At 72.8% G+C, this 19,071-nt stretch carries 17 protein-coding genes; 4 read left to right on the forward strand and 13 right to left on the reverse strand.

Annotated features, from left to right (window positions below):
- Window positions 1-193: 193 nt before the first annotated feature.
- Window positions 194-835: a hypothetical protein gene (locus tag LG396_RS33800; protein ID WP_018844124.1), complete on the forward strand. Its 642-nt coding sequence runs from the start codon at window positions 194-196 to the stop codon at window positions 833-835.
- A 62-nt stretch (window positions 836-897) separates the two neighbouring features.
- Window positions 898-1,689, forward strand: coding sequence for a thioredoxin domain-containing protein (locus LG396_RS33805; RefSeq protein WP_018837724.1), 792 nt, complete (start codon window positions 898-900; stop codon window positions 1,687-1,689).
- An 18-nt stretch (window positions 1,690-1,707) separates the two neighbouring features.
- Here the strand turns inward: LG396_RS33805 and LG396_RS33810 are convergent, their stop codons facing one another.
- A complete protein-coding gene (locus tag LG396_RS33810) occupies window positions 1,708-2,301 on the reverse strand; it encodes a dienelactone hydrolase family protein (RefSeq protein ID WP_225797676.1) in 594 nt (197 codons plus the stop codon).
- A gap of 52 nt (window positions 2,302-2,353) precedes the next feature.
- Here LG396_RS33810 and LG396_RS33815 point away from each other — a divergent pair, with 52 nt between their 5' ends.
- Entirely contained in the window at window positions 2,354-3,433 is a 1,080-nt protein-coding gene (locus LG396_RS33815) for a mechanosensitive ion channel family protein (RefSeq protein WP_225797677.1), read from the forward strand.
- Here the strand turns inward: LG396_RS33815 and LG396_RS33820 are convergent.
- The 4 genes from LG396_RS33820 to LG396_RS33835 form a co-directional block, all read right to left on the reverse strand.
- Entirely contained in the window at window positions 3,392-4,990 is a 1,599-nt protein-coding gene (locus LG396_RS33820) for a Na+/H+ antiporter (RefSeq protein ID WP_037750000.1), read from the reverse strand. The genes LG396_RS33815 and LG396_RS33820 overlap by 42 nt on opposite strands.
- Before the next feature lie 22 nt (window positions 4,991-5,012).
- Entirely contained in the window at window positions 5,013-5,954 is a 942-nt protein-coding gene (locus LG396_RS33825) for an RluA family pseudouridine synthase (RefSeq protein WP_037750003.1), read from the reverse strand.
- 35 nt (window positions 5,955-5,989) lie between these two features.
- Window positions 5,990-6,697: a signal peptidase II gene (gene lspA, locus LG396_RS33830; protein WP_130455810.1), complete on the reverse strand. Its 708-nt coding sequence runs from the start codon at window positions 6,695-6,697 to the stop codon at window positions 5,990-5,992.
- Window positions 6,698-6,809: 112 nt separating this feature from the next.
- Window positions 6,810-7,724, reverse strand: a complete 915-nt coding sequence (locus tag LG396_RS33835) for a TraR/DksA family transcriptional regulator (RefSeq protein ID WP_225797678.1) — start codon at window positions 7,722-7,724, stop codon at window positions 6,810-6,812.
- A gap of 522 nt (window positions 7,725-8,246) precedes the next feature.
- Here LG396_RS33835 and ileS point away from each other — a divergent pair.
- The gene (gene ileS / locus LG396_RS33840) at window positions 8,247-11,417 is read left to right on the forward strand and encodes an isoleucine--tRNA ligase (protein WP_225797679.1); all 3,171 of its coding nucleotides are present in this window, start codon (window positions 8,247-8,249) and stop codon (window positions 11,415-11,417) included.
- A 253-nt stretch (window positions 11,418-11,670) separates the two neighbouring features.
- Here the strand turns inward: ileS and LG396_RS33845 are convergent, their stop codons facing one another.
- From LG396_RS33845 to murG, 8 genes are all read right to left on the reverse strand, one after another.
- Window positions 11,671-12,900 (reverse strand): DivIVA domain-containing protein, encoded by a 1,230-nt coding sequence (locus LG396_RS33845; protein WP_225797680.1) that lies wholly within the window; start codon window positions 12,898-12,900, stop codon window positions 11,671-11,673.
- Between the two features lie 64 nt (window positions 12,901-12,964).
- Window positions 12,965-13,252, reverse strand: coding sequence for a YggT family protein (locus LG396_RS33850; protein ID WP_018837714.1), 288 nt, complete (start codon window positions 13,250-13,252; stop codon window positions 12,965-12,967).
- A gap of 63 nt (window positions 13,253-13,315) precedes the next feature.
- On the reverse strand, window positions 13,316-13,951 hold the full coding sequence (locus tag LG396_RS33855; protein ID WP_018837713.1) for a cell division protein SepF: 636 nt from the start codon (window positions 13,949-13,951) through the stop codon (window positions 13,316-13,318).
- A gap of 121 nt (window positions 13,952-14,072) precedes the next feature.
- Complete coding sequence (locus LG396_RS33860; protein WP_051642684.1) at window positions 14,073-14,870, reverse strand: YggS family pyridoxal phosphate-dependent enzyme; 798 nt, start codon at window positions 14,868-14,870, stop codon at window positions 14,073-14,075.
- The gene (pgeF, locus tag LG396_RS33865; RefSeq protein ID WP_037750020.1) at window positions 14,870-15,607 is read right to left on the reverse strand and encodes a peptidoglycan editing factor PgeF; all 738 of its coding nucleotides are present in this window, start codon (window positions 15,605-15,607) and stop codon (window positions 14,870-14,872) included. The genes LG396_RS33860 and pgeF overlap by 1 nt, the downstream gene beginning before the upstream one ends.
- 30 nt (window positions 15,608-15,637) lie before the next feature.
- Window positions 15,638-16,852, reverse strand: coding sequence for a cell division protein FtsZ (gene ftsZ, locus LG396_RS33870; protein ID WP_018837710.1), 1,215 nt, complete (start codon window positions 16,850-16,852; stop codon window positions 15,638-15,640).
- Between the two features lie 240 nt (window positions 16,853-17,092).
- Entirely contained in the window at window positions 17,093-17,911 is an 819-nt protein-coding gene (locus tag LG396_RS33875) for a cell division protein FtsQ/DivIB (protein ID WP_225797681.1), read from the reverse strand.
- A gap of 38 nt (window positions 17,912-17,949) precedes the next feature.
- Window positions 17,950-19,044, reverse strand: coding sequence for an undecaprenyldiphospho-muramoylpentapeptide beta-N-acetylglucosaminyltransferase (murG, locus tag LG396_RS33880; protein ID WP_225797682.1), 1,095 nt, complete (start codon window positions 19,042-19,044; stop codon window positions 17,950-17,952).
- Window positions 19,045-19,071: the final 27 nt, after the last annotated feature.

The raw sequence follows: 19,071 nt of genomic DNA on the forward strand, positions 1-19,071 counted from the left end.
TTGGCCACGACGGAGGACCTCCAGCAGACGGCGGGCGCGAGGGCTCGGGCAGGAACGCTGGGAAGTCTAGGACGGACCACTGACACCGCCGGCCCCGGCCGTACCGAAGGCGGCCCTCCCCTTTAGCACCGGTTTACCGTCCCACGTGGCAGAATCACGCCCGATGGAACATGCGGCCGTAACGATCAGGGTGATGCGCGCGGCGGTCTTCACCGCGCTGTGCATCAGCCTGTCCGCGGGCGCCCACGTGCTCCTCTCCGCCAACCCCCTGCCGCTCGGCATGCTCGCCGCGCTCTCCGCCGGCGTCTTCGTCGTGGCCTACCTCCTCGCCGGCCGCCGCGAGCGCGGCTACTGGAGCATCGCGGCCCTCCTCGTGCCCCTGGAGCTGGCGGCCGACACCGTCTTCACCACCGGCCAGCACACCTGCTACGGCCAGTCCGGCGGCCCCGTCGCCGGCTCCATGCGCTCCCTGGGGCTCGACCTCCTCTGCTCCGGCGAGTTCGGCACCCCCCTCGCCCGGATGACCACCCGCGGCGAGGCGCTGGCGGGCACCGCGGCCAGCCCGTGGCTGCTGCTCGCCGCCCACGTCGGCCTGGGCCTGGTCGCCGCCGCCTGGCTGCGCCGCGGCGAGGCGGCGCTGGCCGGGCTGCTGCGCGCCGCCGCGGCCGTCGCCTTCCGGCCGCTGCTGCTGGCCGTCGCGATCATCACCGTCGCCCCGGTACGGAGCACGGGCCGCCCCGGCCGCCGGTGGGACCGCACCCGCGCCCTCCGCCCGCAGCCGCACCTGCTGCACTCGGTCCTGCGGCGTGGCCCGCCGTGCCCGGCCGCTGCCTGATCCGGCAGCCCGGCCGAAGAAGCACGCAGACAGCCACACCGACCACACGAGGACCTCCCACCATGAGCAAGCGAAACAGCCAGGAAGCCAAGCGGGCCGCGCGCGAGCGGCTGCGCATCGAGCGCGAGAAGCAGGCCAAGAAGGAGAAGGTGCGCCGGCAGCTCTTCGTCGGCGGCGCCGTCGTCGGCCTGCTGGCCGTCGTCGGCGGCATCGCCTTCGCCGTCAGCGCCCTCGGGGGCGACGACGGCAGCGACAAGGACTGGAGCGCGGCCAAGAGCGCCAAGCTCGTCCAGCCGGCGAACGCCGAGGGCGAGAAGGGCACCACCGTCGTGCTCGGCGGCAAGGACGCCGAGAAGACCGTCGACGTCTACGAGGACCTGCGCTGCCCCGCCTGCGCGCAGTTCGAGCAGCAGCTGGGCGAGCGGGTCAAGAAGGGCGCCGAGGCCGACAAGTACCAGCTCCGCGTCCACCTCGGTGCGATCATCGACGGCAACTTCGGCGGCAACGGCTCCAAGAACGCCGCCAGCGCCCTGGGGGCAGCCCTGGACGTGAGCACCGAGGCGTTCAAGGAGTACCACGGGCTGCTCTACTCGGCCGAGCACCACCCGGCCGAGAGCGAGGACAAGTTCGCCGACAACGAGTACCTGCTGGACGTCGCCAAGAACGTCGACGAGCTGAAGGGCAACAAGCAGTTCCAGAAGGACGTCAACAAGGGCACCTTCGACAAGTGGGCCCTTGAGATGATCGCCAGCTTCGACGACGCCGGCATCGAGGGCACCCCGACGGTCAAGATCGACGGCAAGAAGATCGAGACCAACCTGCTCCCGACCGAGCTGGAGAAGCTGGGCGCGTAGGAACGCCCGCTCCCCGCGTCACGTGCCGGGGGCTGCGTCCAGCTCCGCCACGAACGCATCCGCCACCCGCCAGGCGGACTGCGCCGCCTCCGCGTCGTAGTCCGCCAGGCCGGGATCGGTGAACAGGTGCCCGGCGCCCGGGTACCGGAAGACCTCCACGTCGGCGCCGGCCCGGCCCATCCGCAGGTACCAGGCCGTCTGCCAGTCGTGCGTCTCGTACGGGTCGGGGTCGGCCACGTGCAGCTGCACCGGAAGCTCGCCGGAGGCGGCCGCGGCCCCGTCGGCGACGTCGGACGTGCCGTGCATCAGCAGCAGCCCCCGCGCGTGCTCGTCGGCGAGCGCCAGGTTCTGCGCCAGCGCGCCGCCGAGCGACAGGCCCGCGTACAGCACCCCGCCGGCCGAGTGCGGCGCCGCGGCCTTCACGGCCCGCGCCAGCAGCTCGTCCGTGCCGATCTCGTCCCTGACCTCTCTGCCTTCCTCCTCCGTCGCGGGCGTGCGGCCGTCGTAGAGGTCGGGTACGACCACCTCGTGCCCGGCGGCGCGCCAGCGCTCCGCCGTGGCGTGCACGGCCGGACGCACTCCGTACATGGAGTGGAAAAGCAGAATCGTCATGCGCCCATCGTGGCAGATACGGTCGGGAGATCCGCGTTCGAAGGAGGCTCACGTGTCCACCGAGGATGTGCTCCGGCCCGTCCTGGTCATCGGCGGCGCCGTCGCCGTCACCGCGCTCGCCGGAGTCGTGGTCGACCTGCTGCTCCGCCGTGCCGATGCCCGGCACCCCGAGACCCCGATATGGGGGCTGCTGCGCAGTTGCCGGGTGCCCCTCCAGCTCGCCATCCTGACGTCGATCCTGCTGGGCACGTACGAGCGGGCCGACCTGGCCCACGGCGACGACACCCGGACGGCCGTCACGCGCGTCCTGACGCTGCTGCTGATCGCGTCCGTGGCCTGGCTGCTGACCAAGGTGGTCGCGGCGGCCGTGGAGCTGACGTACCACCGCTACCGGACCAAGGCGCGGGACTCGGCCCGCCGCAGACGGGTGCGTACGCAGCTCACGCTGATCCAGCGCGTGGTGGTGTTCGTCATCTGCACGGTCGCGGTGGCCGCCATGCTGCTGACGTTCCCGCAGATGCGGGCGGTGGGCACCTCGATGCTCGCGTCCGCCGGCGTCATCGGCATCATCGCGGGCATCGCCGCCCAGTCCACGCTGGGCAACCTCTTCGCGGGGCTGCAGATCGCCTTCGGCGACCTGGTGCGCATCGGCGACACGGTCGTCGTCGAGGGCGAGTGGGGGACGGTCGAGGAGATCACGCTGACGTTCCTGACGGTGAAGACCTGGGACGAGCGCCGCATCACCATCCCCGTGTCGTACTTCACCAGCCAGCCCTTCGAGAACTGGTCGCGCGGCGGCGCCGAGCTGACCGGCACGGTCTACTTCCACCTGGACCACACCGCGCCCGTGCGGGCGCTGCGCGAGCGGCTGCACGAGGTGCTGCTCGGCTGCGCGCACTGGGACGGGCGCGGCTGGAGCCTGGTGGTCACGGACACCACGCCGACGACGATGCAGGTGCGGGCGCTGGCCACCGCGCGGGACGCGGACGCGCTGTGGGACCTGCGCTGCCTGGTGCGCGAGGAGCTGATCACCTGGCTGCGGGAGAAGCACCCCCACGCGCTGCCGAAGGTGATGACGGCGCAGGCGCCCCTAGACCGCGCCGCGGAGCGTCCGGACGTCGAGGTGCCGTAGGACGCGGTCGACGATCTCCGGGTCGTAGCCCTCGCTGCGGGCGGCGAGCAGCTCGTGCCGGGCGGCGGACAGCAGCTCCCCGGTGATCTTCCGGCCGGTGCGCATCCGCTCCAGCCGCTGGGCGTGCGCCTCGCGGCGGTCCTCGTCCACGAGGTCGGGGTAGAGCCGGGTGGCAATGCCGTACGCGGCCCGCTGCAGCTGCTCCGCCATCTCCTCCGGCAGCTCCTGCACCTGCTCGATCTCCGCCAGCCGGGCCCGTGCCGCCTTCGCGGCGCGCAGCGCGAGCTGCCGTTCGAGCTGCCGCTCCGCCTCGGTGTCGGCGCCCACGTCGAGCCGGCGGACCAGCCAGGGCAGCGTCAGGCCCTGGCAGAGGAGGGTGGCCAGGACCACGGCGAAGGCGATGAACAGCAGATCGCTGCGGTGCGGGAACGGGCCGCCGCCGTCCACGGAGACCGGGATGGCGAGCACCAGCGCCACCGAGGCCACGCCGCGCATCCCCGACCACCACATGACGACGGTCTCCCGCCACGTCGTGGGGATCTCCTCCTCCTCGTCCGGGTGCCCGCCGCGCTGGTGCAGCCGCTGCGCCAGCGCGGCGGCCGGCAGCAGCCACAGCAGCCGTACGCCGACGACCACGCCCACGACGGCGGCCGCCGCGCCCACCAGCGCCCCGTCGAAGTCCCCGGAGGCCACGACGGTGTGCAGCTCCAGGCCGATCAGGCCGAAGGCGATGCCGGTGACGAGGGTGTCCACGACGTCCCAGAAGCTGCGCTCGGCGAGCCGGCCGAGGACGTCGTCGGGGTCCGTGGCGTACTCCGACAGGTACAGCGCGGTCACCAGGACCGCCAGCACCCCGGAGCCCTTGAACTCGTCGGCCAGCACGTACGCGGCGAACGGCACCAGCAGCGTGAGGCCGATCTTGAGCGTGGGGTCGTCGAGCAGCCGCATCAGCCGCTCCGCGGCCCAGCCGAGGGCGAAGCCGACGGCGAGCGCGACGACGGTGGACATCGCCAGCAGCCCCGCGGCGCCGGCGACCGAGAAGGTGCCGGAGACGGTCGCTGCGATGGCCACGTGGTACAGCACGATCGCCGTGACGTCGTTGAACAGCCCCTCGCCCTCCAGGATCGACACCAGCCGCCGCGGCAGCCCCAGCGACCCGGCGATCGACGTGGCGGCGATCGGGTCGGGCGGCGCCACCAGCGCGCCCAGCGCCACGGCGGCGGCCAGCGGCAGCCCGGGGACGACGGCGTGCACGGTCGCGGCGACGGCGGCGGTGGTGACGAAGACGAGCGCGACGGCGAGCAGCAGGATGGGCCGTACGTTGGCGGCGAACTGCCGCCAGGAGGTGCGCTGCACGGCCGCGTAGAGCAGCGGTGGCAGCACCAGGGGCAGGATGAAGTCGGGCGGGATCTCGACGTTCGGCACGAAGGGCAGCAGCGCCAGCACGCCGCCGAGCACCGTCATCAGCACCGGCGCCGGCAGCCCGAACCGCTGCCCGACGGGGATGGTGACCAGGGCGCCGAGCACCAGGGTCAGCAGCAGCGTGAGCTGGTCCATGGGCGTCGCGCCGCCGCGGCCGTCAGGCGCTGTCCGCGCGTACGGTGTCGAGCGCCCGCCGCAGATCCTCCGGATAGTCCGACTCGAACTCCACCCACCGGCCGTCCTCGGGGTGCTCGAAGCCCAGCCGTACGGCGTGCAGCCACTGCCGCTCCAGGCCGAGACGCCTGGCGAGCACGGGGTCGGCGCCGTACGTGAGGTCGCCGACGCACGGGTGCCGGTGGGCGGACATGTGCACGCGGATCTGGTGGGTGCGGCCGGTCTCCAGCTTGATGTCGAGCAGGCTGGCGGCGCGGAACGCCTCCACCAGGTCGTAGTGCGTGACGCTGGGCTTGCCGTCGGCGACGACGGCCCACTTGTAGTCGTGCACGGGGTGGCGGCCCACGGGTGCGTCGATGGTGCCGCTGAGCGGGTCGGGGTGGCCCTGGACCAGCGCGTGGTAGCGCTTGTCGACCGTACGCTCGCGGAACTGCTGCTTCAGCAGCGTGTACGCGCGCTCCGACTTGGCCACCGCCATCAGCCCCGAGGTGCCGACGTCCAGTCGGTGCACCACGCCCTGCCGCTCGGCGGCGCCGGAGGTGGAGATGGCGAAGCCCGCGGCGGCCAGGCCGCCGACGACCGTGGGGCCGCTCCAGCCCGGGCTGGGGTGGGCGGCGACGCCGACGGGCTTGTCGACGACGACCACGTGGTCGTCGTCGTGGACGACGGTCATCCCGGGCACCGGCTCCGCGACGATCCGCACGGGCGCCGGCGGCGCCGGCATCTCGACCTCCAGCCACGCGCCCGCGGTCACCCGGTCCGACTTGCCGGCCTCCTGCCCGTCGACGAGGACCTTGCCGGCGCCGGCAAGTTCGGCGGCCTTGGTCCTGGAGAACCCGAACATCCGGGCGAGCGCGGCGTCGAGCCGCTCGCCTTCGAGGCCGTCGGGTACGGGCAGGGTGCGGATCTCGGGCACGGTACTCACCCGGGAAGTATCGCAGGCGCGTACGGGCGCCCCGGTCAGCCTCGGTGGACGGTGCCGTCCGGGTCGAGGCCGCGGAAGGAGAGGATCACGATCAGGATGCCGCCGCAGACGATCGCGGAGTCCGCGAGGTTGAACACCGCGAAGTGCTCGGGGGCGATGAAGTCCACGACGTGGCCCTCGAAGAAGCCCGGGGAGCGGAAGAGGCGGTCGGTGAGGTTGCCGAGGGGGCCGCCGAGCAGCAGGCCGAGCGCGATGGCCCAGGGCAGGCTGTAGAGCTTGCGCGCGAGCCGGGCGATGACGCCGATGACGATGACCGCGATCAGCGTGAAGATGACCGTCATCGACTCGCCGATGCCGAACGCCGCGCCTGCGTTGCGGACGACCTGGAAGCGCAGCAGGTCGCCGACGACCTCGACGGAGCGGTTGTCCGGCTCCAGCCGCGAGACCACGATCAGCTTCGTGACGAGGTCGAGGGCGTAGACGAGGGCGGCGACGCCGAGGAGCACGCCGATGCGCCTGGGGCCGCTGGGGGCCGCCTCCTGCGCGCCGTCCCCGGCTTCTTCCGCCGCCGCGGACGCGTCGGCCTCGTCGGTCGCGGCGGCCTCGGGTGCGGCCTTGCCCGCGGTCCCGGCCGGGTCGGCGGTGCCGGCGTCGGCCACGGCCTTCTCGTCCGCCGCGGAGGCGCCCTCGTCCTCTCGGCGGGGCCCCGTGGCGTCCCCGCTGATCCGCTCCGCCTCTGTCACGTGTGCCCTCCGGTGCGCTGACTGGGGTCGAGAGTACGGCACACCCGTACGAGCCGCCGCACCACAGCCCGCAAGGCCGCCCACCGGCCCCGTCAGCGCCTCCGGCGGCCCCTCAGCGGCGCTCCTGCCGCTGCTTGCACTCCACGCACAGGGTGGCCCGCGGGAAGGCCTGCATCCGCGCCTTGCCGATCGGCTTGCCGCAGGACTCGCAGCGCCCGTACGTGCCGTCGTCCAGCCGCAGGAGCGCGCGCTCGGTCTGCACCAGCCGCTCCCTGGCGCCCGCGGCGAGCGCCATCTCGTGCTCGCGCGAGATGTTCTTCGTCCCCGTGTCGGCCTGGTCGTCCCCGGCGCCGCCGCCGGAGTCGCGCATCAGCCCGCTGACTGCCTCCTCGGAGGCGCGGATCTCCGAGCGCAGGCTCGCGACCTCGTCCAGCAGGCCCTGGCGGGCCTCCGCGATCTCCTCGGGAGTCCAGGGGTCCTCCCCCGGACGCACGGCCAGCTCCCCCGGTTCCGCCGGGGCTGCCGTCCCGCCCGCCTCGGCGACCGGGGCCTCCACCACCTGCGTCTTCTTTGCGACCACCGTCTTGGCTCCCGTCTTCTTCCCCGGAGACGTCCTGGCGGACGTCTTCTTGGCCGCCGCCTTCTTCACCGGCTTTCCCGCCGGGGCGGCGGCCCGTGCCGCGGTCCTGCTCGCGGGCTCGGTCCTTGCGGCCGGCGCCCTGCGGGCCGCGGCCTTCTTCGCGGGCGGCGACTTCTTCGCGGGGGCGGCGCCGCCGGCCGCCCCCGCGGTCGCCGCCGTCTTCTTCCCCGCAGCCTGCTTCGCAGCCTGCTTCGTGACCTTCTTCGCAGCCTTCTTCGTGGCCTGCTTCTTCGCCGCCCGCTCCCCCGTGGCCTTCGCGGTGGCCCGGCCGGCGGCGGCCTTCTTCGCCGGCGGCTTCTTTGCCGCCGTCTTCTTCGCCGCCTTCTTCGCCGTGGTCTTCTTCGCTGTGGACTTCTTCGCCGCCGGCGCGGTCTTCTTCGCAACCATGGCCGGGACCCCTTCACATATTGTGATCTTGTTCGCGAACGGTGCCGGAACGATAAATCGACACTGGGTCCGCGGCAACAGGGCACGCCATGGCTGACCGGTCACAAAACGTTGTGCCCAGCCGTGCGCCGGGTAATCCCGGGCTTCCGCTCGCCTGTCCGGTTTGCCGGCACTGGGCCGAACGGCCCAGCGGCCCGCGCCGCGGAAACCCGGTCGGCGGCGCGTACCCCGGGGCCGTACACTGTCGGCAGCGACAGGTGTGGATGGGGACGAGTACCTCCGTACGCAGCCGAGGAGCGACCCGGGGACGGTGCGAGCCCGGGCGGCGTGCACGGAGCGAAGATCACCCCGGAGCCGCCGGAGGAAAGCCCCCGGGCGAGTAGAACCGGCAGCGCTGCCCCAATGAGGGGGCGGTGGGCGTGCGGCGCGCGCTCCGCCGCCAAGGAGGGTGGTACCGCGGGAGCCCCGGCTCTCGTCCCTCCGGTTCGGCCGTCAGCACGCCAGCCGGAGGAAGAGTCCCCGATGACCACGCCCCTGTACCGCCCGGTACCCGCCCAGGTAGACCTGCCCGCCCTCGAACACGCCGTGCTCGGCTTCTGGCGCGAGCAAAAAGTCTTCGCCCGCTCACTGGAGCAGTCCGAGGGCCGGCCCGAGTGGGTCTTCTACGAGGGCCCGCCCACCGCCAACGGCATGCCGGGCGCGCACCACATCGAGGCCCGCGTCTTCAAGGACGTCTTCCCCCGCTTCCGCACCATGCGCGGCTACCACGTGGCGCGCAAGGCCGGCTGGGACTGCCACGGGCTGCCGGTGGAGCTGGCCGTGGAGAAGGAGCTGGGCTTCAACGGCAAGCAGGACATCGAGGCGTTCGGCATCGCCGAGTTCAACGACAAGTGCCGCGCCTCCGTCCAGCGGCACACGGACGCCTTCGCCGAGCTGACCGAGCGGATGGGCTACTGGGTCGACCTGGACGACGCGTACTGGACGATGAACTCCGAGTACGTCGAGTCCGTCTGGTGGTCCCTGAAGCAGATCTTCGACAAGGGCCTGCTCGTCCAGGACTACCGGGTCTCCCCCTGGTGCCCGCGCTGCGGCACCGGCCTGTCCGACCACGAGCTGGCGCAGGGGTACGAGACCGTCGTCGACCCCTCGGTCTACGTCCGCTTCCCCCTCACCTCCGGCCCGCTGGCCGGCGAGGCCTCCCTGGTCATCTGGACCACCACGCCCTTCTCGCTCACCGCCAACTTCGCGGTCGCCGCCCACCCGGACGTCACCTACGTCGTCGCCACCGACGGCACCGAGAAGGTCGTCGTCGCCGAGCAGCTGGTCGGCAAGGCGCTCGGCGAGGGCTGGGAGGCCACCGGGCAGTCGTTCACCGGCGCCGAGATGGAGCGCTGGACGTACCGGCCGCCCTTCGACCTGGTGGACCTCGCCGACGCGCACTACGTCGTCAACGCCGACTACGTCACCACCGAGGACGGCACCGGCCTGGTCCACCAGGCCCCGTTCGGCGAGGACGACTTCAAGGTCTCCCGGCAGTACGGCATCGAGGTCGAGGTCCCGGTACGCGCGGACGGCACCTTCGGCGAGGAACTGCCGCTCGTCGGCGGACAGTTCTTCAAGAAGGCCGACGAGACCCTGGTCGCCGACCTCGACGCGCGCGGCCTGCTCTTCCGCCACGAGCCGTACGAGCACAGCTACCCGCACTGCTGGCGCTGCCACACGCCGCTGATCTACTACCCGCAGCCGTCCTGGTACATCCGCACCACCCGCGTCAAGGACGCCCTGCTGCGCGAGAACGAGCGGACGAACTGGCACCCGGACTCGGTCAAGCACGGCCGCTACGGTGACTGGCTCGACAACAACGTCGACTGGGCCCTGTCCCGCAACCGCTACTGGGGCACCCCGCTGCCCATCTGGCGCTGCGCCGACGACCACCTCACCTGCGTCGGCTCGCTGGCCGAGCTGAGCGAGCTGACCGGCACCGACCAGTCCGGGCTGGACCCCCACCGCCCGTACATCGACGAGGTCGCCTTCCCCTGCCCGGCGGAGGGCTGCGCGCTGCGCGCGGAGCGGGTGCCGGAGGTCATCGACGCCTGGTACGACTCGGGCTCGATGCCCTTCGCGCAGTGGGGCTACCCGTACAAGAACAAGGACGTCTTCGAGACCCGCTACCCCGCGCAGTTCATCTGCGAGGCCATCGACCAGACCCGCGGCTGGTTCTACACGCTGATGGCCATCGGCACGCTCGTCTTCGACAAGTCCTCCTACGAGAACGTGGTCTGCCTCGGGCACATCCTCGCCGAGGACGGCCGCAAGATGTCCAAGCACCTGGGCAACATCCTGGAGCCCATCCCGCTCATGGACCGGCACGGCGCCGACGCGGTGCGCTGGTTCATGGCCGCCGGCGGCTCGCCGTGGGCGGCCCGCCGGGTCGGCCACGGCACGATCCAGGAGGTCGTGCGCAAGACCCTGCTGACGTACTGGAACACGGTGTCCTTCCAGGCGCTGTACGCCCGTACCGCCGGCTGGGCGCCCTCGGCCGCCGACCCGGCGCCCGCGGACCGGCCGCTGCTCGACCGGTGGCTGCTCGGCGAGCTGTCCGCGCTGACGGACCGGGTGACCGACGCGCTCGACGACTACGACACCCAGCGCGCCGGCAAGCTGCTGTCCGCCTTCGTGGACGACCTGTCCAACTGGTACGTGCGCCGCTCCCGCCGGCGCTTCTGGCAGGGCGACGCGGCGGCCCTGCGCACGCTGCACGACGTGCTGGAGACCGTGACGCGGCTGCTGGCCCCGGTGGTGCCGTTCATCACCGAGCGGGTCTGGCAGGATCTCGTGGTGCCCGTCGTGCCGGACGCCCCGGCCTCGGTGCACCTGGCGGCGTGGCCGGAGCCGGCCGCCTCCGGGGCCGCGGCGTTCGACCCCGAGCTGTCGCGGCAGATGCAGCTCGTGCGGCGCCTGGTGGAGCTGGGCCGGGCCTCGCGGGCGGAGTCCGGGGTGAAGACCCGCCAGCCGCTGTCGCGGGCCCTGGTGGCCGCGTCGGGCTTCCCGTCGCTGCCCGCGGAGCTGCGCGCGCAGATCACCGAGGAGCTGAACGTCACCGCCCTGGCCACGCTCGCCGAGGCTACCGGCGGCGCGGCCGGCGGCTCGCTGGTGGACACCACCGCGAAGGCCAACTTCCGCGCGCTGGGCAAGCGGTTCGGCAAGCGGGTGCAGGACGTGGCGAAGGCCGTCGCCGCGGCGGACGCCGCGGAGCTGTCGGCCGCGCTGCGCGACGGCGGCAGCGCGACGGTGGAGGTCGGCGGCGAGACGGTGGCGCTGGCCCCGGACGAGGTCATCATCACGGAGACCCCGCGGGAGGGCTGGTCGGTGGCCTCCGACTCGGGTGCCACGGTGGCGCTCGACCTGGAGATCACGCCGGAGCTGCGCCGCGCGGGCCTGGCCCGGGACGTGATCCGGCTGGTCCAGGAGGCGCGCAAGAACTCCGGTCTGGACGTCGCGGACCGGATCCGGCTGCGCTGGTCGACGACCGACGACGAGGTCCGCCGGGCGCTCACGGACCACGCCGGGCTGATCGCCGAGGAGGTCCTCGCGACGGACTTCGCCGGGGGCGAGCCGGCGGATGCCGCGGGCTACGGCGAGGCGTTCACGGACGAGCCGCTGTCCCTGACGTTCCGGCTCGTACGGGCCTGACCCCGGCCCCGCACCGTACGGACCCCGCGGCGCCCCGCCCCCGTGACCTCACGGGGGCGGGGCGCCGTTCGCGTCCCGCGGCCGGGACCGGCGCCGCGGCCCCGTACCGGCCCGCTTCCCCGCTCCCCCGCCGCCGGCGCCCCGGCCTCCGGCGCCCCGGCCCTGAAAGCGGGCACGCAAAGGGCCGGGCCCCGCGGCGAGCGTTCCGCGGGACCCGGCCCTTAGCGATATGCCGACGGCCGTCAGGCCGTGCTCAGTTGTCGTCCTCGTCGATGAGGAAGCCGCGCATCGGCGACGGCGGCTGCTGCATCGGACCGCCCTGCGGGCGCACCGGCGCCATGGGCTGCGTCATGGCCGGGGACATCTGCTGCTGGCTGCCGTACGACGGGCCGCCGGCCGGGGGCTGCCGGGTCGGCATGCCCTGCTGGCCGCCCATCGTGCCGCCGCCCATGCTCGGCGGACCGCTCATGGCACCGGCACCGGCCGGGGCCATCGAGGGCGCCGGCGCGGGAGCCGCCGCCGCGGGCAGCGAAGGCGCCGCGGGCGTACGGGGCGGGGCGAGCGAGTCGTCCGCCTGGTTCTCCAGCTGACGCAGCTGGGACTCCAGGTAGGACTTCAGCCGCGTGCGGTACTCGCGCTCGAAGCCGCGCAGGTCCTCGACCTTGCGCTCCAGCGTGGCGCGCGCGGACTCCAGGGAGCCCATCGCCACGCGGTGCTTCTCCTGCGCGTCCCGCTCCAGGGCGTCGGCCTTGGCACGCGCGTCGCGCTCCAGACCCTCGGCGCGGCTGCGGGCCTCACCGACGATCTTGTTGGCCTCGGCGCGGGCCTCGGCGATCGCCTGGTCGGCGGTCTGCTGGGCCAGCGACAGCACCCGGGCGGCGCTGTCGCCGCCGACGGGGCCACCCTGCTGCGGGCCGGGGCCGGGGCCGCCGTGCTGCGGCGGGGGGCCGCCGACGTGCTGCTGCGGCGGGCCGCCGTGCGGGGCGTGCACCGGACCGCCGGGGCCGCCGGGACCGCCCGGGCCGGGGCCCATCGGGCCGGGGCCGTGCGGGCCGTGACCGGGAGGACCACCGGGACCGCCGTGGCCGCCCGGGCCACCGGGACCGCCCGGGCCCATGCCGCCGGGACCTGCAGGCAGCTGGGGTGCGCCGGAAGGCAGCTGGGGCGGGCCGCCCTGCGGCGGGCCCATCTGCTGCGGCGGCACCGGCTGCGGGCCCGATATGGCGGCGGGCACCGGCCCGCCGTGTCCGGGCGGACCGGGACGGTCCTGCGGCTCGGGGCCCTTGCGCATCCCCTGGTTCTGCGCCGCGGCCCGGGTCGCTGCGGCCAGCTTGGCCCGCAGGTCCTCGTTCTCGCGGAGCAGCCGGGTCAGTTCGGCCTCGACCTCGTCGAGGAACGCGTCGACTTCGTCCTCGTCGTAGCCCTCTCGGAGTCGGACGGTCGTGAACTGCTTGTTCCGCACGTCCTCGGGGGTCAGCGGCATTTCTTCACCTCAACGTAGTCATCGGCGACATCGGCATATCGACACTCTTCGTCCCGCTTCACCATCACCTCGCGCCGCCCACCACGGTGAGCAGGATGTAGACGATGATCATCAGGACGAAGAAGGACAGGTCCAGCGCCACGCCCCCTAGACGCAGTGGCGGAATGAACCGCCGCAGGAGCTTGAGTGGTGGATCCGTGACCGTGTAGGCGCCCTCAAGCAGCACCACCATGGCTTTGCCCGGCTCCCAGGAGCGGGCGAACATGAACACGTAGTCCATGATCAACCGGAAGATCAGCACGATGAGGAAAACGAACAGCGCGATGTAGATCACTTGAAGCGCGACGTCCATCTCGCTGTGGTCCTCTCCCCTTCGCGTTCCGGCCCCACGGCCGCTCGCACAGTGTTGCTTGGCTCAGCTTTGGTTGAAGAACCCACCCTCTGCGATGCGGGCCTTGTCCTCCGCTGTTACGTCGACGTTAGCAGGCGACAACAGGAACACTTTCTGGGTCACGCGCTCGATGCTGCCGTGCAGACCGAAGACGAGTCCAGCCGCAAAGTCGACAAGTCGCTTCGCGTCCGTGTCGTCCATCTCGGTCAAGTTCATGATCACAGGCGTGCCCTCGCGGAAGTGTTCCCCGATGGTACGCGCCTCGTTGTACGTACGCGGGTGGAGCGTCGTGATCCGGTAAGGCTCCCTCTCGGACACGACCTTGGGCATGATCACCGGCGCACTCTTCTCCAGGCTGGGACGGTCAGGTGTGATGGAAGACACGGGAGCGATTCGCCCCGAACGCCCCGATTCGGGCAGCAGTCCGGGTGAACGCCCCGCCGGCTCGCGGTCCATGGGCCGCTCCCGCTGCGCCGGCGGTGAAGCGATCGCCCGGGGCGGCTCCTCCTGCTGCGGCGGCTGCGGGGCCTGGTGGCGGTGGCGCCGCTCGGGCTCGGGCTCCGGCTCGAACTCGTCGTCGGGGTCGTACCCCGGGCCGTCGTACCCATCGTCCTCCACGAGGCCGAGGTAGACCGCCATCTTGCGCATTGCGCCGGCCATGCTCTACGCCCTCCGCTCTGCGGTGGATCGACCTTCGCCAGTGACGTGATCCACGCTGCCCTGCCTGAATTGACCGGGAATGAAGCTTATTTTCTACTGTCGTCCGACTCGTTTGGCGACGTTACCGGAGCTGAGGCCGGACTCCGAGTACCGCGGTGCCGACGCGTACGTGTGTCGCTCCTGCGGCAATTGCCTCCTCCAGGTCCCCGCTCATCCCCGCCGAGACCATGGTTGCAGCCGGATGCGCGACGCGCAGGCCGGATGCGATTTCCATCAGCCGCTCGAACGCCGCCCGTTGCCGCCCCGCGTACGCCCCGGCCAGCGGCGCAACCGTCATCAGCCCGCACAGCCGCAGCCCTTGGGCCGCCGCCACCGCGTCCGCGAGCGCCGGTACGTCACCGGGCGCGACACCCCCGCGGTCCGCCGTCGCACCGCTGCCGGAATCCTCGCCGGACTCCGTGTCCTTGTCGAGCGCCACCTGCAGCAGGCAGCCCAGCTCCCGGCCCTCGCGCACCGCCGCGGCGGCGAGCGCCGTGACCAGCCGCGGGCGGTCGACGGAGTGCACGTAGTCCGCGTAGCGGGCCACGGAACGCGCCTTGTTGGTCTGCAACTGGCCGACGAAGTGCCATGTGAGCAGCGCGTCCGCGCCCCGCTCCGCACACCACGCGGCCTTGCCCGCGGCCTCCTGGTCGCGGTTCTCGGCCACGTGCCGGACGCCGAGCTCCGCCAACAGCAGCACGTCGCTGGCCGGATAGGTCTTGGTCACGACGACGAGGGTGACCTCCTCGCGCTTGCGGCCCGCCGCGGCGCACGCGCCGGCGATACGTTCCTCCACGTGCGCCAGGTTCGCCGCCAACTCGCCCCGGCGCTCCGGGTCCGCCGCCTCCGGCATCCCGCCGTCCCCCGTGATCCCGTCCATCATTCCCCGTCCAGCCACACGTACCCGGCGTGCCGGCCCGTGGCACCCTCCCGCCGGTACGAGAAGTGGTCCGCGGACTCCAGCGTGCACACGTCCGACACTGTGATCATTCCCACACCCAGCGCATCCAACTGCCCGACCACACCCGCACGGATGTCCAGTGCCGGCGTCCCCCAACTCGTCGTCGCCCGCGCCGCGGGCACCTCGGCCGCGGCCTCCTCGCGCAGCGCCTCCGGGACCTCGTAGCAGCGGCCGCAGACCGCCGGCCCGAGGTGGGCCACGATCCGCGCCGGATCGGCGCCCAGCCCCGCCATCGCCTCGACCGCCGCCTCCGCCACCCCGGCGACCATGCCGGGCCGGCCGGCGTGCGCGGCTCCCGCCACGCCCGCGGCGGGGTCGGCGAGGAGCAGCGGTACGCAGTCGGCGCCGCGGGCGGCGAGCGGCACGCCCCGGGCGCGGGTGACGACGGCGTCCACGGCGGGGGGCGGCGCGTCGCCCCACGGCCCGTCGACGACGGCGACGTCGCGCCCGTGCACCTGGTGCATCCACACGACCCGCGCGGGCTCGACCCCGAGCGAGCGGGCGGCGCGCTCGCGGTTGGCCGCGACCGCCGCCGGATCGTCGGCGCCGACGGCGCCGCCGAGGTTCAGCTCCGCGTACGGAGCGGCGCTCACGCCGCCCCACCGGTCGGTGAAGGCGAAGTGAGCGCCGTCTGTCGTGTATGTCTGCCCTATCACGGGTCGTACGTTACGTGATCAACCCGCGGGCTACTTCAGGAAGTCCGGCACGTCCAGTTCCTCGGCCTCGCTGTCCTGGTACGGCCGGGCGGCCGGCACCTGCGGCGTGGCGGGCGGCGGCAGCGGCGCCGGGACGCTGTCCTCGGTGCTGTCGCCGGACAGGGAGCCGAGGCCGCTGAACGCGGGGCGCTCCGGCTCCGCGGACCGGGCGGGCCCGGTGTCCGCGACGGACTCGCCCGGGGAGTCCTCGCGCCCGCCGTACGAGCCGAGGACCTTGTCCCGGTTCTTCGACGGCAGTTGGCCGCCGTCGAACCCGGCGGCGATGACCGTGACGCGCACCTCGTCGCCGAGGGCGTCGTCGATCACCGCGCCGAAGATGATGTTGGCCTCCGGGTGGGCCGCCTCGCTGACCAGCTGGGCCGCCTCGTTGATCTCGAAGAGACCGAGGTCCGAGCCGCCGGAGATGGACAGCAGCACGCCGCGGGCGCCGTCGATGGACGCCTCCAGCAGCGGCGAGGAGATCGCCATCTCGGCCGCGGCCACCGCGCGGTCGTCGCCGCGCGCCGAGCCGATGCCCATCAGCGCGGAACCCGCCTCCGACATCACGGACTTGACGTCCGCGAAGTCCAGGTTGATCAGGCCCGGGGTGGTGATGAGGTCGGTGATGCCCTGGACACCGGAGAGCAGTACCTGGTCCGCGGAGCGGAAGGCGTCGAGCACGCTCACCTGGCGGTCGGAGATCGACAGCAGCCGGTCGTTGGGAATCACGATGAGGGTGTCGACCTCGTCGCGCAGCGCGGCGATGCCGTCCTCGGCCTGGTTCGCGCGGCGCCGGCCCTCGAAGGTGAACGGGCGCGTCACGACGCCGATGGTGAGCGCGCCCAGCGAGCGGGCGATGTTCGCCACGACGGGCGCGCCGCCGGTGCCGGTGCCGCCGCCCTCGCCGGCCGTGACGAAGACCATGTCGGCGCCCTTGAGCACCTCCTCGATCTCCTCCCGGTGGTCCTCGGCGGCCTTGCGGCCGACATCCGGGTTGGCGCCCGCGCCGAGTCCGCGGGTCAGCTCGCGACCGACGTCGAGCTTGACGTCCGCGTCGCTCATCAGCAGTGCCTGCGCGTCGGTGTTGATCGCGATGAACTCGACGCCCTTGAGACCGACCTCGATCATCCTGTTGATGGCGTTGACGCCACCGCCGCCGATACCGACGACCTTGATGACCGCGAGGTAGTTCTGTGGTGCTGCCACGTCGAAGGCCTCTCGCCTCGAGTTACGTCTGCCGTTTGTGGGGGTCCCCGAACGCCGGTCGAACCCTAAGCGTGAAGTTTAGGGTTACCGCAGCATCCCGTACCTGGACTCTTGGAACGAGACACTAAGTCGACAAGGCTTCCGCGTTCAATGAACACGCCGAACCTCCCGTTTTTCTTTTCACCCTATGTGATCAGGCGTTGCGACCCCTCACGGGGGTCTGAACTGCGCATATGTGCGTCAACTCGACGATGCCGCGGGGGCGCTGGGAACGCTGACGTCGAAGTACCGGGCATCGCGCTCCGCTTTCATCACCGCCGCAAGCGCCTTCGTCTTCGCCACGCCGCGCTCCGCGCTGCCCCACAGCACGGTCCGCCCTCCGGTCAGCTCCAACGTGACGGAGTCATATGAACGCACAAGGATAGTACGGGTGTCACGGCGCACGCTCTCGGAGAGCGCACCCGCGACCCGTACCGCGCTCTCGCGCAGCCGCTGCCGGCCGAAGCGGTCCAGGCTCGGTGAGTCCGCCACCTGCATCTCCACTATCGGCACCTTCGCGGGCGGGGTACGCACCGTGGCGAACCGCACGCCCTCGTCGTCGACTTCCACGAAGGACTCCCCCTTGCGCAAGAGAACCGCAGGCCGCCGCTCGGTGACCGTCACCTCGACCCGGTGCGGCCAGACGCGGTCGACGTCCACGGAGTCGATACGCGGCAACTCCGCCGCCAGCCGCGCCTCGACCGCGTCCGTGTCCACGGTGGCCATCGGCACGTCCTCGGAGACCCGGGCGGCGTCCAGCACCTCGTCGGCGTCGAGCACGTCCGTGCCGGAGACCGCCACCCGCTCCACCCGCAGCCAGTTCGAGCCGTACAGGGCCCAGGCAGCGAACCCGCCGAGCACGGCCGCCGCGAGCAGCACGGCGATCAGCACCCGGCGGCCCGGCAGCCGCAGCCGCCGGCCCCGGCGCGCGGCCGGCCGCCGCGCGGCGGACGGGCCGCCGGACCCGGCGCCGCGCTCCTCGCGGCCGGCCGCCGCCTTCTCGCGGACCGCTCCGGCCATCCCCGTACCCCCTGACTGGTGTGGTGAGATCGGCGGACCTATGATCCCCGTCTGCCACCCACAGCCTGGTACACCATGCCGACGAGGAGTTCGTCGGCATCCCTCCGGCCGAACTCCGCGGCCGCCCAGGACATCTCGTGCAGCCGCTGGCGGTTGGTGAGGACGGGCAGCACCTCCTGGCGCACCCAATCCGCCGTCAGCTCCGCGTCGTCGACGAGCAGCCCGCCGCCGGCCTTGACCACCGGCTGGGCGTTGAGCCGCTGCTCGCCGTTGCCGATGGGCAGCGGGACGTACGCGGCCGGGAGGCCGACCGCGGACAGCTCGGCGACCGTCATCGCGCCGGCCCGGCAGAGCATCATGTCGGCGGCGGCGTAGGCGAGATCCATCCGGTCCACGTACGGCACCGGGACGTAGGGCGGCATGCCGGGCATATTGTCGACCTGCGGCAGCTCGTTCTTCGGCCCGACGACGTGCAGGATCTGCACGCCGGAGCGCTGCAGGTACGGCGCCACCGACTCGACGACCTCGTTCAGCCGCCGCGCGCCCTGCGAGCCGCCGGAGACCAGCAGCGTCGGCAGGTTGGGGTTGAGCCCGAACGCGGCGCACGCCTCGGGGCGCATCGCGCCGCGGTCCAGGGTGGCGATGGTGCGGCGCAGCGGGATGCCGATGTAGTTCGCGTGCCGCAGCTTGCTGTCGGGCGTGGAGACGGCGACGAACTTCGTGTACCGCGAGCCGATCTTGTTGGCCAGCCCCGGGCGGGCGTTGGCCTCGTGCACCACGATCGGCACGCCGCGGCGCTTCGCCGCCAGATAGCCCGGCAGGGCGACGTAGCCGCCGAAGCCGACGACGCAGTCGGCCTTCGTGCGCTCCAGCACCTCCTCGGCGGCCCTGATGGTCCCGCGCAGCCGTCCGGGGACCGTGATCAGCTCCGGCGTGGGCTTGCGCGGCAGGGGGACCGCGGGGATCAGCGCCAGTTCGTAGCCGCGCTCCGGGACCAGCCTGGTCTCGAGCCCGCGCTCGGTACCGAGCGCCGTGATGCCCACCGTGGGGTCCCGCCTGCGCAGGGCGTCGGCGAGGGCGAGCGCGGGCTCGATGTGGCCGGCGGTCCCCCCACCGGCGAGTACGACATGCACCGAATTTCACCGCTCTCCGCGACGGCC

Source organism: Streptomyces aculeolatus (genome assembly GCF_020400605.1).
GTDB lineage: Bacteria > Actinomycetota > Actinomycetes > Streptomycetales > Streptomycetaceae > Streptomyces > Streptomyces aculeolatus.

What these genes read in the sequence shown, in the direction of transcription:
- LG396_RS33805 (WP_018837724.1), top strand. Translation starts at nt 898, where the DNA reads ATGAGCAAGCGAAACAGCCAGGAAGCCAAGCGGGCCGCGCGCGAGCGG.
- LG396_RS33835 (WP_225797678.1), bottom strand. Translation starts at nt 7,724, where the DNA reads ATGGTTGCGAAGAAGACCGCGCCGGCGGCGAAGAAGTCCACAGCGAAG.
- LG396_RS33800 (WP_018844124.1), top strand. Translation starts at nt 194, where the DNA reads ATGCGCGCGGCGGTCTTCACCGCGCTGTGCATCAGCCTGTCCGCGGGC.
- LG396_RS33845 (WP_225797680.1), bottom strand. Translation starts at nt 12,900, where the DNA reads ATGCCGCTGACCCCCGAGGACGTGCGGAACAAGCAGTTCACGACCGTC.
- LG396_RS33855 (WP_018837713.1), bottom strand. Translation starts at nt 13,951, where the DNA reads ATGGCCGGCGCAATGCGCAAGATGGCGGTCTACCTCGGCCTCGTGGAG.
- LG396_RS33820 (WP_037750000.1), bottom strand. Translation starts at nt 4,990, where the DNA reads ATGGACCAGCTCACGCTGCTGCTGACCCTGGTGCTCGGCGCCCTGGTC.
- LG396_RS33810 (WP_225797676.1), bottom strand. Translation starts at nt 2,301, where the DNA reads ATGACGATTCTGCTTTTCCACTCCATGTACGGAGTGCGTCCGGCCGTG.
- LG396_RS33875 (WP_225797681.1), bottom strand. Translation starts at nt 17,911, where the DNA reads ATGGCCGGAGCGGTCCGCGAGAAGGCGGCGGCCGGCCGCGAGGAGCGC.
- LG396_RS33860 (WP_051642684.1), bottom strand. Translation starts at nt 14,870, where the DNA reads ATGGACGGGATCACGGGGGACGGCGGGATGCCGGAGGCGGCGGACCCG.
- LG396_RS33850 (WP_018837714.1), bottom strand. Translation starts at nt 13,252, where the DNA reads ATGGACGTCGCGCTTCAAGTGATCTACATCGCGCTGTTCGTTTTCCTC.
- ileS (WP_225797679.1), top strand. Translation starts at nt 8,247, where the DNA reads ATGACCACGCCCCTGTACCGCCCGGTACCCGCCCAGGTAGACCTGCCC.